The organism is Novosphingobium sp. P6W, assembly GCF_000876675.2.
In the GTDB taxonomy this organism is placed as follows: Bacteria; Pseudomonadota; Alphaproteobacteria; order Sphingomonadales; family Sphingomonadaceae; genus Novosphingobium.
In genome coordinates this window covers 990,724-1,006,130 of sequence record NZ_CP030353.1, presented here as the reverse complement: position 1 = coordinate 1,006,130, position 15,407 = coordinate 990,724, and the positions used below count along the sequence as shown (strand labels likewise).

The following is a 15,407-nucleotide window of genomic DNA, read 5'->3' as shown; positions in this document are numbered from 1 at the left end:
GCTAGCGCTATCATTTATGCATATTCCTGCGGCCGAATGCCGTCAAGAACAATGATAGCGGTATCTTATTTGTACGTGTAAAGCTTCAGGCGCTGAATTTGCCATTGCCCTGTGCCAAGCCTGACGTGGCGGCCCTGGTGCGTCTGATCTCCGTTGAGCAGGCGCTGCGCCACCCATTTGCCAGTGGCATCGTAATGACCCTCCCAAGCCGAATCGATCCCGGCGAGAGCGGAGGCGTCCGCGCGCGGCTGGAAGGTCACCGTAATGCCTTGTCCCGCGATCAGGTATTCTTCCGGTCCGGTCTGAATGATCATCCCCCCAGCCGCTGCGATGGCGGCGGTCGTGCCAGGCTGTGAGGCATCCGCGCCAGGATTTGCTACCGGCTTCTGGATGTCTGCATAGGCAATGGTAAAGCGATAGGGCCCGACGTCGCGCGTTTCCGGTTCGTATACCAACGTCTCGTCGTAGAGTTGTCGCGGCTTGAAGCCGACCATGCGGTCGGTGCCCTGCGCATCAAGAATGTAGGGTTTCAGCTGCTGGAGAACGCCGTAAGCGTCCTTGAGGCCGCCGGGTTCTTCGTCAACCGAGTCGATGGAGAACGGCCCGAAGCCGATCGCATCGAGTTGGCCGATCGCGTAAAACGCGTTCGCCGCGGCAACCGGATTGCTGGCATTGTGCGCTTCGGGAATGAAGAGCACGTTGTCCGGGCGCTTGTAGCCGTTCACGATGTCCACGAAGTTGGGAAAATAGATATCCGGCGCCAGGAAATCGAGATGAGGACCACCGGCTTTCCACACGTCCAAGAGGTGCGGCAGCGGGCCGCCGCTGGGATACTCGCCGGGAATACGGCCTGGGCGGTTGAGCGCGACGTTGACATACATCGGGATCGGATAGGCGGCCTTGCCCGCTGCCGCGAGCTGGTCTGCGAAGCGGGCGTAGTGCCAAGCCGCAAAGACTTCCGCCGAGGCATCGCCGCCGCCGAAAAGGTCGTCCCACGAACCGCTGGTGCGCGCGCCGCGCTCCAGCCACATCCGGCGCATGCCCGGCACGAGCGCATCCTTGTGCGCGACGAGATAGTTCACCAGTTCGGCCGGAACCGGCTCGCGATAGGCGGCATTGGCGGCGGCGCTATAGTCCCGCGCGACCGGCAACATGCCGATCTCGTTCTCGACCTGCACCATGACGACGGTGTTATCCTTCGAATCCACCGCCTTGAGATGCGCCATGAGCGCGGCATAGGCACGTTGATCCGCCTTGAGCGTGTCAGCGCTGAAGGTCGATAGGATCTCCACGCCCTGTCCGTTGGGAAGCTGCGCGCGCGGGAAGCGCTGCTGGTCGCGCTTCACCCAGGCCGGGACATAAGTGGACATGGAGTTTTTCCACGCAGCGAACCACAGGACCACCAGCTTGAGGTCGTTCGCGCGCGCTGCCTTGATCTGGGAGTCTACCGAGGACCAGTCAAATGTGCCTTCAGTCGGCTCAATAAGTTCCCACGAAACCGGCGTGAGCACTGTATCGAGGTTCATGTCCTTCAGCCGCTTCCAATGCGGTTCCATGTAGGCGGCGCTGGAGGAGGCGGAATTGCTGAGTTCGCCGGCGATCATCAACATCGGTTTGCCATTGACGATAAGCTGCTGCGTATCGCCCTTGGTTTCCAGGCGCGGTGGGTCGGCAAGCGCGGGCGCGGTGAGGCAGAGGCTCGTAGTGAGGGCCGAAACCGCCGTGAGGGTAGTGCGCAAGGTCATGCGTTCTCTCCGAGAAATGCGGTAAGCACGGCGCGCACGCCGGACGTTTCGAGATGGCCCAGATGCGCGGCCACGGCGTCGAGCGCGGCTTCATCGGGGACGGGGCCAAGCACGGCCAGCGCTGCCGCCGCGCGCGCGCGCGGAGTGGCCGCATCGCGCAGGGCGTCGGCGAGCGACTGTGCGGCGGGATCGTCGATGGCCAGGCGTTCGCCCGTGTCGGCCGTGCCCGCCTGCCAGCGTACCCAGGCCGCAATGGCCAGCGCAATGGCGGCGAAGGAACCACCCTTGTCCCGTACTGCGCTCAGCGGCGCCAGCAGGCGCTGTGGCAGCTTTTGTGAACCGTCCATGGCGATCTGGCGGGTACGGTGCTGGAGCGCGCTATTGGCAAAACGCGCCATCAGTTCCTTGCGATAGGCGAGTACATCGAGCCCGGCGGGCGGGTTCAGCGTGGGCACCACTTCATCCCACAACCGCTCGACAAAAAGCAGGCCCTGCGCGGTGCCGACGAATTCGTGCACGAACCGGTCGCCCGCCAGCCCGCCGAGATAGGCGATGGCAGAGTGTGCGCCGTTGAGCAGGCGCAGCTTGGCTTCCTCCCACGGGGCGACGGCATCAGTGAGCTGGACGCCGAGCGCGGCGAAGTCCGGGCGCTCGCCCGCGAAGCTATCCTCGATCACCCATTGCAGGAAGGGTTCGGCCTTGACCATGGCCCGGTCTTCCAGCCCGATCAGGGCGGAGAGATCTGCGATGTCTCCGTCGGTGGTGGCCGGAACGATGCGGTCGACCATGGTGGCGGGGAAGGTGCAGGTCTTGGCGATCCATGCGGCGAGCGTCGGATCGCGCACCTCCGCCATGGCGAGGACCGCGCCTTTCAGCAGCGCGCCATTGTGCGGCAGGTTGTCGCAGGAGAGGATCGAGAGCGGGGCCAGACCTGCCTCGCGCCGCCGCGCCAGCGCCGCGACGAGGAAGCCCGCCGCCGTGCGCGGACGCTCCGGCTCGGCGAGATCGGCGGCGACGTCCGCGTCGTCGGCCATGATCCGGCCGGTCTTGCGGTCAAGGCAATAACCCTTCTCGGTGATCGTCAGGGTTACCAGATGCGTATCGGGCGAAGCCAAGACGGCGATCACCGCCTCCCGGTCTTCCGGGGCAACAAGCACATGCTGCACCGCGCCCATGATCTGCTGGACCTGCCGCTCGCCGTCGCGCACCAACAGAGTGTAGAGGCCGTCCTGCGGTGCCATCTGCTCCCGCACCGAAGCCGAACGCAGCGACACGCCGACCACGCCCCAGCGCAAGTCGCCCGAGGCGAGCGCGGCCTCGAACACGGCTGCCTGGTGCGCGCGGTGGAAGGCACCGATGCCAAGGTGGACCACACCTGGCTTGACCGCCGCGCGGTCATAGGTCGGACGGGCGACCGAGGCCGGAACCTCGCCGAGTGTTTTTGCGGAAAGCCTCACAGCTTGTACGCCGCCTTGACGAGATCGTAGGCGAGCGCCCGGGCAACCTCATGCGCCTCGTCTTCGGGCAGCCGGTGTTCGGCCACGAGTTGCGCCAGCCACGCGCAGTCCATGCGGCGGGCCACGTCGTGCCGCGCCGGGATAGAGAGGAAGGCGCGGGTATCGTCGTTGAAGCCGACGGTGTTGTAGAAACCGCCGGTTTCGGTTGCGCGTTCGCGGAAGCGGCGCATGCCTTCGGGGGAATCGTGGAACCACCAAGGCGGGCCGAGCCGCAGCGAGGGATAGTGCCCGGCAAGCGGCGCCAGTTCGCGCGAGTAGACGTCTTCATCGAGCGTGAAGAGGATCAGAGTCAGGCGCGGGTCGTTGCCATGCCGGTCGAGCAGGGGCTTGAGAGCCTGCACGAATTCGCCCGGCATCGGGATGTCGCCGCCCTTGTCGCGCCCGAAGCGGTCGAGCACGGCCTTGTTGTGGCTGCGGTGGACGGCCGGGTGAAGCTGCATGACCATGCCGTCCTCCACGCTCATTCCCGCCATTTCGGTGAGGAGCTGGGCCCGGAACAGCTCGGCGTCCTGCTTGCTCGCGCCGGAAAGCACGCGGCGGTAGAGGGCCTCGCAGTCCTCGTCCGAAAGATCGGCAGTCAGGGCGCTCGGGTGGCCGTGGTCGGTCGAGGTCGCCCCGGCCTCGCGGAAGCGGGCGCGGTGGAAGCGGTGCGCGGCGAGATAGCCCGCATAAGTTGAGACGTCCTCGCCGGCCATGGCGCCGAATTTTGCGACCTTTTCCGCAAAGCCCGGCGTTTCGGGGTCGACGACCGGATCGGGGCGATAGGCAGTGACGACGCGGCCGTTCCAGTCACTCTCGCGGATCGCGCGGTGATGGGCGAGCGGGTCGAGCGGGCCTTCGGTGGTGGCGATCGCCTCGATATTGAAGCGCTCGAACAGCGCTCGCGGGCGGAAGGCGTCGGTTTTCAACGCGGCGTCGATCACCTCGTAATAATGGTCCGCCGTCGTCTCGTCGAGCAGGACGTCGAGGCCGAAGACTTCGGCAAAGACCCAGTCCAGCCACATGCGGGATGGGGTGCCCCGGAACAGGTGGTAGTGATTGGCGAAGATTTTCCAGATTTTGCGCGGGTCCTGCTCCACCGGGCTGCCGTCGACGCTTGGCACGCCCAGCGATTCCAGCGCCACGCCTTGCGAATAGAGCATGCGGAACACGTAGTGATCCGGCACGATCAGCAGCGAGGCGGGGTCGGTAAAGGGCTCGTCATAGGCGAACCAGGAAGGGTCGGTATGGCCGTGCGGGCTGACGATCGGCAGGTCCTTCACGCCGGCGTACAGCGCGCGCGCGATGGCGCGGGTGCCGGGATCGGCGGGGAACAGGCGGTCGGGATGCAGAACTAGAGGGCGAGTCATGCGGGAGCTTTCTCGCCGGCGGGGTCGGCGATCTGATAACGGGGAAGGATCAGGTGAATGACGGCCAGCGCCACGAGATAGGCACAGGAAGCGACCACGAAGATCGGCTGATAGCTGCCCACGCTTTCAAGGATGGCGCCGGCGAATTTGGCCATGAGCATACCGCCCAGCGCACCGGAAAGTCCGCCGAGGCCGACGACCGATCCGGTCATCCAGCGCGGCATCGTGTCACCGGGGAGCGCATAAAGATTGGCGGAAAAAGCCTGATGTCCGGCGCAGGCGAGGCCCACCAGCGCCACGGCGGTCCATAGACCAGGCGCGCTGGGCGCCATGGCGATGGGCACGGCGCAGAGTGCGGCCAGAAACATAGCCGTCTTACGCGAGCGGTTGATCGTCCAGCCCCGGCCGATGAAGCGCGAGGAGGCCCAGCCGCCCAGCACCGAGCCGACATCGGCCAAAAGGTAGACCGCGATCAAAGGCGGGCCAAAATCCAGCATCTTCACGCCGAACTGCTTGTTGAAGAAATCCGGCAGCCAGAACAGGAAGGTCCACCAGACCGGATCGATCAGGAAGCGGCCCAGCATATAGGCCCAGGTCTGGCGATAGCCGAACAGCGCGCGCCACTTGACCGGGAGCGGCTTCTCTACCGGATCGGCCTCAATCCAGGCCAGTTCTTCGGCGCTGAGGTTCTTCTTGTCGCGCGGGCGGCGGTAGAAGCCGAGCCACGCCGCCAACCACAGGACCGTGAGCAGGCCGGTGAGAATGAAGGCCCAGCGCCAGCCGAATGACAGCGCGATCACCGGGACCACCAGCGGCGTCAGGATCGCGCCGACGTTGGAGCCGGCGTTGAAGATGCCGATGGCGAAGGCGCGCTCGCGCTTGGGGAACCATTCGTTGGTGGCGGCGATGGCTGCGGGGAAGGTCCCCGCTTCGCCGATGGCCAGCGGAATGCGGGCGATCAGCATGCCGTTGGTGGACGTGAACAGCGCGTGGGCCATGTGCCCGACCGTCCAAAGCGTAACGGCCAAGGCATAGCCCGCGCGCGCGCCGAGCCGGTCGATCAGCCGACCGAAAAAGACATAGGCGATGCCGTAGCCCGCCTGGAACCAGATCGCGAGGTCGGCATAGCCGCTCTCGCTCCAGCCGTAGCGGGCCTGGAGTTCGGGCTTGAGCGTCGGCAAGACCAGTCGGTCCACATAGCTCAGCACGACCGCCGCGAAAAGCAGCGCGCAGACGATCCAGCGGATGCGACCCGAGGGTTTCCTCGGGTCGATCGCGGCGTCGGCAAGAGGCATGGCGCCGTTCACCGTGCTCACCAGTTGTACATCGTGCCGTCTTCGAGGCGGTTCACGGGCAGGAAGGCGCGGCTATATTCGTAGCCGGCGGCGAGTTCCTCGTCGATGTCGACCCCCAGGCCGGGCGCTTCGCCCGGGTGCATCATGCCGTTCTCGAACGTGTACGCATGGGGGAATACCGCATCGGTCTCGGGCGTGTGGCGCATGTACTCCTGCACGCCGAAGTTCGGCACCGAGAGGTCGAAGTGCAGCGCCGCAGCCATGCAGACCGGCGAGAGGTCGGTGGCGCCGTGGCAGCCGGTGCGGATCTGGTAGAGATCGGCCAGCGCGGCGATGCGGCGCAAGTGCGTGATGCCGCCCGCGTGAACCACGGTGGCGCGGATATAGTCGATCAGCTGGTTCTGGATCAGGTCCTTGCAGTCCCAGATCGAGTTGAAGATTTCGCCCACCGCCAGCGGTGCGGTGGTGTGCTGGCGGATCAGCCTGAACGCTTCTTGGTTTTCGGCAGGGGTCGCGTCTTCCAGCCAGAATGGGCGATAGGGCTCCAGATCCTTGCCGAGGCGGCCCGCCTCGATCGGGGTGAGGCGGTGGTGAATGTCGTGCAGCAGGTGCACGTCCCAGCCCAGCGCTTCGCGCGCGGCCTTGAATAGTTCAGGCACGACGCGCAGGTACTTCGCGGTGTTCCAGACGTTCTCGGTCGGCAGGTCGGCGTCGGCGGGCTCGTAGAAGTACTTGTCCTTGGAGACGCCGTAGGTGGAGGCCATGCCCGGCACGCCGCACTGCAGGCGGATCGCCTTGTAGCCCTGCTTCTGGTAGTCCAGCGCGACAGCGATGGTGTCCTCGATGCTGGTGCCGTTAGCGTGGCCGTAGACCATCACGCCCTCGCGGCTGGCACCGCCGAGCAGCTGGTAGACCGGAAGGCCGGCGATCTTGCCCTTGATGTCCCAAAGCGCCACGTCGACGGCGGCGATGGCGGTCATCGTCACCGGGCCGCGACGCCAATAGGCGCCTTTGTAAAGGTACTGCCAGACATCCTCGATGCGGTGCGCGTCGCGGCCGATCAGGCAGGGAATTACATGGTCGCTCAGGTAGCTGGCGACCGAGAGTTCGCGGCCGTTGAGCGTGGCATCACCGACGCCGGTGGTGCCGTCGTCGCAGGTAATCTTGAGCGTGACGAAGTTGCGTCCCGGGCAGGTGATGATGACTTTGGCATCGACGATCTTGGGCATTGCGGGAATCCTCAGGCAATTTCGAGGGTGGTGGTCTTGAGATCGGCGCTGCTGGCGCCGACCAGAATATCGAACAGGCCGGGTTCGACGACTTCGCGCATGTCCTCGTTCCAGAGGCTGAAATCGTCGGGGCCGAGCGTGAACTCGATCTTGCGGGTTTCCCCCGGCTTGAGCGTGACCCGGCGGAAGCCGCGCAGTTCCATGACCGGGCGCGTGACGCTGGCGGCTTGGTCGTGGACATAGAGCTGCACCACTTCATCGCCTTCGCGCTGGCCGGTATTGGTCACGTCCACCGAGACCGTCACAGTGCCCGCCGTGCCGATGCGCGGTGCTGAAAGGCTCGGCGCGCCGATGGCGAATGTCGTGTAGCTGAGCCCGAAACCGAACGGATAGAGCGGCGCCGTTTCGGTGAAAAGATAGCCGCGCTTGGCCGAGGGCTTGTGGTTGTAGAAGAAGGGCACCTGCCCGACGTCCTTGACCACGGTGACCGGGAGTTTGGCGCCGGGATTGACGTCCCCGAACAGGGCTTCTGCCATGGCGGTGCCGCCTTCCTGGCCAAGATACCAGCATTCGAGGATCGCGTCGGCCTCGGCGGCCACAGTCGGCCACGAAGGCGGGCGGCCGTTGAGTGCAACGACGACCACCGGCTTGCCGACTGCCTTGAGCGCACGGAAAAGCTGGTTCTGCTCGCCCAGGAGATCGAGGTCGGTGCGGTCGCCGAGGTGGTTTTTCGCGTAACCTTCGCGGCTGGTCTGTTCGGTGTCGCCGATGGCGAGCACCACCACGTCGCTGGTCTTGGCCACCTCTACGGCCTCGGCAATCAGCGCGCGGTTCTTCACCGGGTCGGCCAGCAGCACTTCGTTGGCCGAGCGGTCCTCGCTCCCGGTGATATACACGCCCTGCGCGAAGACGACTTCGGCCTTGCCTGCCACGCGCGCCTTGATGCCTTCGACGAGGTTCACGCTCGAACGCGGTTCCGACGAATAGCCGCCGAGGCGGGTGACATTGGCGTTCGGGCCGATGACCGCGATGCGCTTCTGTGCTCCGGCCGCCAGCGGCAGCACGCCGCTGTTCTTGAGCAGGCAGATCGACTTGCGCGCCGCTTCCAGTGCCAGCGCGCGGGCTTCGGCGTTGGCGGTGAGTTTGGCCGAAGCCCTGGGATCGACCGGCCCGGCTTCGAACATGCCGGCGCCGAACTTGAGCGTCAGCATGTGGCGGCAGGCAGCGTCTACGGCGGAGAGCGGCACCAACCCCTTGCGAACCTGATCGGCCAGGGAGCGGTAGGCCTCCCCGTCGGGCAGGTCGCAATCGACGCCGGCATGAAGCGCAAGCCGTGCGGCACCCTCGATATCGGCGGCGATGTGGTGGAAGCTCGCCAGTTCTCCGATCGCGGCATAGTCGCTGACCACGGCGCCATCGAAGCCCCATTCACCCCGCAGCACGTCGTTCAGCAGCCAGCGGTTGGCGTGGCTGGGGATGCCGTCGATCTCATTGTACGAGGGCATGACAGCGGCGATGCCGGTGCGGCGAACGACTTCGCGGAACGGCGGAAAGAAGGATTCGTAAAGTTCGCGCTTGCCCAGCGGCGCCGGGGCCACGTTGTTGCCCGCCTCGGGCTGGCCGTGGCCGGTCATGTGCTTGAGCGTAGCGAAGACTTTGCCCTCGGCCAGTTCCTTGCCCGGACCCTGCAGCCCCAGCACGGCGGCAACGCCCATTTCTCCGCAAAGGTACGGGTCTTCCCCGAAGGTTTCCTCGATGCGGCCCCAACGCGGATCGCGCGCGATGTCGACGACCGGGGAGAGTGCCAGAGTTGAGCCGTGGGCGCGGACCTCGCGGCCAATTACGGACTGGACGCGCTCAACCAGTGCGGGATCGAAGCTGCCGGCCATGGCGATGGCCTGCGGGAAACTGGTTGCTTCGGGCGCCATGTAGCCGTGCAGCGATTCCTCGTGGAACAGCACGGGGATACCGAGGCTGGTCCGTTCGCGCGCCCATTTCTGGGTAGCGTTGACGAAGGCGATCGTCTCGGCGGGCTTGCGCCAGCGGCCGGTGACCTCGGTTCCGGTGTTGTTGGCGGTCGCCGCGCCGCCGCGATCGGATGGACGCGCGATCTGCCCTATGCCGTGTGGATAGGCCTTGCTGGCGCGAACCGGGTCGAACGCCCGATCGGCGTCCATCACGTCGCGTTTGCTGGTGGAAAGCGTGACGAGTTGGGCGACTTTCTCGTCCAGGGTCATGCGTGCCATAAGGTCATTGACGCGCAGATCCACGGGCGCCCGTGAGTCCTTGTAAAGCGGCGTGGCCGAACGGGCGGCCACCGGCACGAAGGCGAGCAGCGATACGCTACCGCTCCAACCGAGCAGCGAGCGCCGGGAAATCGTCGAGCGCGAAACACTCCTGCGTATGGTCATGCGACGTCGTCCGTCGATGTCTTACGCATCGTCGTTGTGTATCGGTCGGGTGTGGGGCCGCGTTCCAATTTCCTATACTCCCAATGCCTGTGCCGGCTTGTCTTGCACCGATCCGTCAAACAGCGTTGATCGGCGCGACATATGTGTGATAGCGCTATCTCTCACAACAACAGCAAAGCTTGTCAACCGTATTGGGCAGGCAACTTTGAGAGAGGGATGCGATGAAAAGGCGATTGTCGCGGATCGGCGCGTTGACGGCGGCTGGGCTGGCAGGCTGTATCTTTGCTACCGCAGCGATGCCCGAGATGGCTCGGGCGAACGACGGGTATGATCTGTGGTTGGCGCCTTCGGCCGCAGGAACCGCCGTACCCGACGTTAAAATTCTTTCCGATTCGCCCACGTTGCGAATTGCCGGGGACGAATTGCGGCGTGACCTGAAGGCGTCTGCGCTGCCGGTCGTGCTGGCCAAGGCGGATGATCCTGCCTTGGCATCGCTACGGCTGGCGACAGCTGGCATGGGCACGGAAGGCTACCTCATTCGGCCAGCCACGATTGCCGGACGTCCTTCGCTGCTGGTTACGGGCAGAACCGATACGGCCGTGCTCTATGGCGCTTTCGCGGTAATCAGAGCGCAAAGAACCGGCGCCGATCTTGCGCAGCTAAACGTTGCGTCCGCGCCGAAAGTGAAACTGCGCGTGCTGAACCATTGGGACAACCTCGACGGCAGCGTGGAGCGCGGTTACGCGGGGCAGTCGCTGTGGGATTGGTGGACGCTCCCGGATTTCAAGGACCAGCGCTATACCGACTATGCCCGCGCGAATGCGTCGCTCGGCATAAACGGCGTCGTTCTCAACAACGTCAACGCCAAGCCGGAGAGCTTGAGCGCCGCCTATATCGCCAAGGCTGCGGCACTGGCCGAAGTGTTTCGGCCTTGGGGAATCAAAGTCTACCTTTCGGCGCGCTTTTCCGCGCCGATCGAATTGGGCGGGCTCAAGACGGCCGACCCGCTCGACCCGCAGGTTGCGGCGTGGTGGCAGGCGAAGTCTGCGGAAATCTATCGTGCGATCCCCGATTTCGGAGGCTTCCTTGTCAAGGCGAACAGCGAAGGACAGCCCGGGCCACGCGATTATCACCGAAGCCATGCGGAAGGGGCGAACATGCTTGCTGCCGCCGTCGCGCCGCACGGGGGCGTCGTCATGTGGCGCGCCTTCGTCTACGCCGAGACCGATCCCGATGACCGCGCGAAGCAGGCCTATACCGAGTTTCGCCCGCTCGACGGTAAGTTCGCTGACAATGTGCTGGTACAGGTGAAGAACGGCGCGATCGATTTCCAGCCGCGCGAACCGTTCCATCCGTTGTTTGGCGCCATGCCTCGAACGCCGATGATGTTGGAATTGCAGATCACCAAGGAATATCTCGGGTTTGCCACGCACCTGGCCTACCTGGGCCCGCTATTCACCGAAGTGCTCGATGCCGATACCCGCACCAGGGGCAAGGGTTCGACTGTGGCGAAAGTCGTCGACGGTGCGCTGGACGGCCATGATCTGAGCGGCATGGCAGGGGTGGCCAACATCGGCCGCGACCGTGACTGGTCCGGCTCCACGTTCAACCAGGCGAACTGGTATGCCTTCGGCCGCCTGGCATGGAACCCGGCACTTTCCGCGGACGTGATCGCGCGCGAATGGGCAGAGCAGACCTTCGGCGCCGACCCGCGTGTGGTGGATGCGGCAACTTCGATCATGATGGAATCGCGCGAGGCGCTGGTGGACTACACAGGCCCCCTTGGCCTGGCACACCTGATGGATACCGGACACCATTACGGCCCGGGACCATGGGTGGACGATCTGGCGCGGCCGGAGTGGAATCCGACATATTACCACAAGGCCGATCGAAACGGGATCGGCTTCGACAGGACGCGCACCGGCAGCAACGCCATTGCCCAGTATGCGCCAGCGGTCGCCCGGCGCCTGGCTGATCCGCGCACAACGCCGGAGGAGCAGTTGCTCTGGTTCCATCATCTCCCGTGGGACTGGAAGATGCAGTCCGGGCGTACTCTATGGGAACAGATGGTTAGTCAGTACGACCGGGGTGTAACCACGGTGGAGCGGATGCAGGCGCAGTGGCGCGACGTGAAGGGTCTGGTCGATGAGGAGCGCTGGAACAAAACCGCGGCCTATCTCCAGATCCAAGTGAAAGAAGCGCGCTGGTGGCGCGATGCGAGCCTGGCATACTGGATGTCGGTGAACGGGCTTTCTCTTCCCACCGGCAGCGCTGCACCGGCACACGAGCTTGCGTGGTACAAGGCGCAGCGCTTCCCCTTGGCTCCGGGCCAGGCGCACTAACCCCCGGCGCGTTTCAGCCTCACCGCTTGGGCGGCGGTGAGTCGGATTCGCGCCGGACGAATTCGAAGGGCAGTTGGACGTGTTTCGGGGTGAAGGCGGTCCCTTCGCGGCGGCTGCGAATTTCCTCGGCCAGAAGCTGGACGGCGGTGCGCGACATCTCGGCGATCGGCTGCCGGATCGTGGTCAGTTCGGGCCAGGTAAACATGGCTTGAGGCGCGTCGTCGAACCCGACCACGGTAACGTCGCCCGGCACGTCGAAGCCCAGGCGGTGCGCCACGCTGACGGTCGCCGCCGCCATGTCGTCATTGCTGGCAAAGATCGCGGTCGGCGGGTGGGGGCGCTCAAGCAAGCGGTGCGCAGCCTCGACGCCCGAGCGATAGGTGAACAGCCCCGGGAGTATGAGGTCGTCATCCACCGCAAGTCCGTTGGCGGTCAGCGCATCGAGGTAGCCTTGCAGTCTGCGCGCGCCAGCAGTCTGGTTGGGGTTGCCCATAATAAAGCCAATGCGCGCATGTCCCAGTTCGACGAGATGGCGGGTCATCGCGTTGGCCGCGCTCCGGTCGTCGATGTTCACGCAGGAAATCGCCGTCGACGGCCGGCTTGACGCAACGACGACCGCAGGCGTGCCGCTCTTGAAAAGCTGCTCGTGGATGACTTGGTTGTCGCACAGCGGCGGGGGCAGGATGATCCCGTCCACGCCGCTGTCGATCAGGCGGCGGACAGTGTTGCTCACGTCTTCCTCGTTGTCGCAAAGCTGGACGAGGAGTTGGGCGTTCAATTTGTTGGCCTGGTCGAGACTGCCCACCAGGAACTCATTGAGGTAGCCGGCGCTGGGATTGCTGTAGAGCAGGCCAAGACGCATCTCGTTCGCGGCGGCGAGGTTGCGGGCGGCGGCGCTGGGCGAGTAGTTCAGTTCCTTGATCGCCTTGAGCACGCGCGCGCGCGTCTCCTCCTTTACGCTGGCCTTATCGTTCATAACCCGCGAGACGGTCATGAGGGAGACGCTAGCCAGTTCGGCGACGTCGGCGATGGTCACGGCGGACCGCGATCGCCGGGCAGTGCGCCGCTTGGGCTGGCTCGTCCCCTGTTTCGTCACGCGAGCACATTCTCCCTTTTGCCGCGGCGCGCCCGTTGGAAAATTGCGCCTCGCGACGGCCTATTACAATTTTTCTTCGGTTTCACCAGTCCGGGCTTAGGTAGAAGCTTCTCGGGAGACGGGAAAACGGAGGGTCAAGCCGGATGAACCCGGATTGTCATGCCCAAGCTCATACTGTCTCCGGGTTCGACGACAGTGCCGCCCGCTGCCGCGAAATCCGGTTGGTTGAAAGCGTTCGGCATCTGGCTGGTGGGTTCCAGGCAGATGGAATCTTCGCCCGGCGGCGCGAAGACGTGAAGGAAACGGCTGTCGGACGAGGACAACACCACCCTGCCGTCCCAGGCAGCGGTCCCTTGCCAGCCGAACCAGCAATTGTCGGTCAGGCTTGCGGGATCGGGCACGGCGCCTTGCACAAAAGCGCCAAAGGCATCGGCCGGGGCGGTTGTGCTGGGGATCGTGTCTTCGTTGATCCATACCCCGGATGCGGCAAAGGTCAGCGATGCACCGGGGTCGCGCACGAAGTAAGGGTGTTGGCCAAGGCCGCAGGGCATGGCGCGACCTGAGTGGTTGGTCACCTCCAGCGTCACCTGCAGTGCGCCGTCCTCCAGCACGAAGGTCTGCGTGGCGGACCAGTCCCATGGCCAATGTTCGTCGGCTGAATGCATGCAGGCGAGGATCGCGCGGTCGTTCTCCTGCGTCTTTACCACCCATGGCATGATCCAGCCTAGGCCATGGATCGGATGCTCGAAACCTGCAACGTTGCGGGGCAGGGCATAGTCCTCCCCCGCAAAGCTGAAGCGTCCGCCGGCGATACGGTTGGCGTAAGGGACCAGCGGGAAGCAGGCGGCATCGAGCGGGCTCGCGGTATTCTGCGGCGCCGGGCGCAGGATCGCCCGGCCGTCCACCCAGAACCCGCCGATAGAGCCGCCGAGGTGCGGCAGCAGCGTGGCTTCGCTGCTGCCGGATCGCAGCTGAATCAAGCAGCCATCTCCTCAAGCGTCCGGCCGCGTGTCTCGGTGACCATGGCACGCACGAAGAAGAACGAGAGGAATGCGCTCATCGCGTAGAACCCGTAGGTCAACGGCAGGCCAAGCCCGGCGGCCATCGGGGGGAAACTCACCGAGATCGAGAAGTTGGCGATCCACTGCGCGAAGCCCGATACCGCCAGCGCCGAACCGCGGATCTGGTTGGGGAACATTTCACCCAGCATCACCCACATGACGGGACCCCAGCTCAGGTTGAAGAACACGACGTAGCCGTTGGCCGCGATCAGCGCCACGGTGCCGACGCTGTCCGAAAGGACCAGATGTCCCTCGGTGAAGCTGCCGGTCGCGAAGCAGACGGCCATCGTCCCCAGCGTCACCGCCATGCCCGCCGAGCCGACCAGCAGCAGCGGCTTGCGCCCGAGCTTGTCGATCAGCAGCACCGTGACGAGGCAAGCAAGGATCGACAGCGTGCCGGACAGGATGTTGATCAGCAGCGCGTCGCTTTCGGAAAAGCCGACAGACTGCCACAGCACCGCACCATAGTAGAATACGATGTTGATGCCGACGAGCTGCTGGAACACCGCGATGCCGATACCCGCCCAGACCAGCTTGCGCAGCCGGCCGGTTTTCGGGTCCTTGAGATCGGCGAACCTGGGGCGGTGGTGGTCGCCGGCCAGGCTGGCGCGGATGTCCGCGACCATCGTAGCAGCCGTGGCGGGTCCGAAGATTCGCGTCAGCACCGCTTGCGCCTCGCTTTCGCGACCACGCGCGACAAGAAAGCGCGGGCTTTCCGGGATCATGAACAGCGCGACCAGATAGATGACTGCCGGGATCACTTGCATCCAGAACATCCACCGCCAGGCCGGAAGGCCCAGCCATAGCGGGTCGGTGCTGCTTCCAGCGTGCTTCGCCAGCGCCCAGTTGGCGACGAAGGCACCCGTGAGACCAGTGATGATCATGATCTGCTGGAGGCTCGACAGTCGTCCTCGGATCGAAGCCGGGGTGACTTCGCTGATGTAGACCGGTGCGAGCACGCTGGCGGCCCCGACGCCGATACCGCCAATGAAGCGCGCAATGATGAACAACAGTGAGGACGTCGCAGCGCCCGCGCCCAACGCGCTCACGACGAACAGGGCCGCGCCGATCATCATCACGCTGCGGCGGCCCCAGACGTCGGCCAGACGGCCCGCCACGAAGGCGCCGACCGCGCAGCCAAGCAAGATCGCGCCAACATTGAGGCCAGTGCCCAGTGCGGACAGATCGAAGGCACTTTCCAGGCCATCCTGGGTGCCGTTGATGACGCCGCTGTCGTAGCCGAACATGAAACCGCCGATTGTCGCCACTGCGACGATCATGGCGACGAAGGCCATGTTGACCTTGCCCTCGGGGGCAAAGCCGCCTTGTGCCGTGCCAATATCTACCATGGCCATCCGTTCA

10 protein-coding genes are annotated in these 15,407 nt (G+C 64.9%); 1 reads left to right on the top strand and 9 read right to left on the bottom strand.

The genetic code is table 11. The features are described 5' to 3' along the window. Positions 1-65: 65 nt before the first annotated feature. From TQ38_RS20735 to TQ38_RS20710, 6 genes are read right to left on the bottom strand one after another with little or no spacing between them, the layout of a single operon-like run. The gene (locus TQ38_RS20735; RefSeq protein ID WP_043977376.1) at positions 66-1,745 is read right to left on the bottom strand and encodes a DUF5597 domain-containing protein; all 1,680 of its coding nucleotides are present in this window, start codon (positions 1,743-1,745) and stop codon (positions 66-68) included. Further along, entirely contained in the window at positions 1,742-3,202 is a 1,461-nt protein-coding gene (locus TQ38_RS20730) for a mannitol dehydrogenase family protein (RefSeq protein WP_043977374.1), read from the bottom strand. The genes TQ38_RS20735 and TQ38_RS20730 overlap by 4 nt, the downstream gene beginning before the upstream one ends. Further along, positions 3,199-4,611 carry a glucuronate isomerase gene (gene uxaC / locus TQ38_RS20725; protein WP_043977371.1) on the bottom strand — a complete coding sequence of 471 codons (1,413 nt, stop codon included), beginning with the start codon at positions 4,609-4,611 and terminating at the stop codon, positions 3,199-3,201. Before uxaC ends, TQ38_RS20730 begins: the two co-directional genes overlap by 4 nt. Then, positions 4,608-5,906 carry an MFS transporter gene (locus TQ38_RS20720; RefSeq protein WP_043977426.1) on the bottom strand — a complete coding sequence of 433 codons (1,299 nt, stop codon included), beginning with the start codon at positions 5,904-5,906 and terminating at the stop codon, positions 4,608-4,610. Before TQ38_RS20720 ends, uxaC begins: the two co-directional genes overlap by 4 nt. A gap of 17 nt (positions 5,907-5,923) precedes the next feature. Beyond that, the gene (gene manD, locus TQ38_RS20715) at positions 5,924-7,135 is read right to left on the bottom strand and encodes a D-mannonate dehydratase ManD (RefSeq protein WP_043977368.1); all 1,212 of its coding nucleotides are present in this window, start codon (positions 7,133-7,135) and stop codon (positions 5,924-5,926) included. Positions 7,136-7,146: 11 nt separating this feature from the next. Next, positions 7,147-9,546 (bottom strand): glycoside hydrolase family 3 N-terminal domain-containing protein, encoded by a 2,400-nt coding sequence (locus TQ38_RS20710; RefSeq protein ID WP_043977366.1) that lies wholly within the window; start codon positions 9,544-9,546, stop codon positions 7,147-7,149. Between the two features lie 221 nt (positions 9,547-9,767). Here TQ38_RS20710 and TQ38_RS20705 point away from each other — a divergent pair, with 221 nt between their 5' ends. Beyond that, complete coding sequence (locus TQ38_RS20705) at positions 9,768-11,888, top strand: alpha-glucuronidase family glycosyl hydrolase (protein ID WP_043977365.1); 2,121 nt, start codon at positions 9,768-9,770, stop codon at positions 11,886-11,888. Between the two features lie 19 nt (positions 11,889-11,907). Here TQ38_RS20705 and TQ38_RS20700 read toward each other — a convergent pair whose 3' ends face one another. From TQ38_RS20700 to TQ38_RS20690, 3 genes are all read right to left on the bottom strand, one after another. Further along, complete coding sequence (locus TQ38_RS20700) at positions 11,908-12,984, bottom strand: LacI family DNA-binding transcriptional regulator (RefSeq protein WP_043977363.1); 1,077 nt, start codon at positions 12,982-12,984, stop codon at positions 11,908-11,910. Between the two features lie 134 nt (positions 12,985-13,118). Then, positions 13,119-13,964: an aldose 1-epimerase gene (locus tag TQ38_RS20695; RefSeq protein WP_052505845.1), complete on the bottom strand. Its 846-nt coding sequence runs from the start codon at positions 13,962-13,964 to the stop codon at positions 13,119-13,121. After that, a complete protein-coding gene (locus tag TQ38_RS20690) occupies positions 13,961-15,400 on the bottom strand; it encodes a sugar porter family MFS transporter (RefSeq protein ID WP_240198168.1) in 1,440 nt (479 codons plus the stop codon). Before TQ38_RS20690 ends, TQ38_RS20695 begins: the two co-directional genes overlap by 4 nt. Positions 15,401-15,407 lie beyond the last annotated feature (7 nt).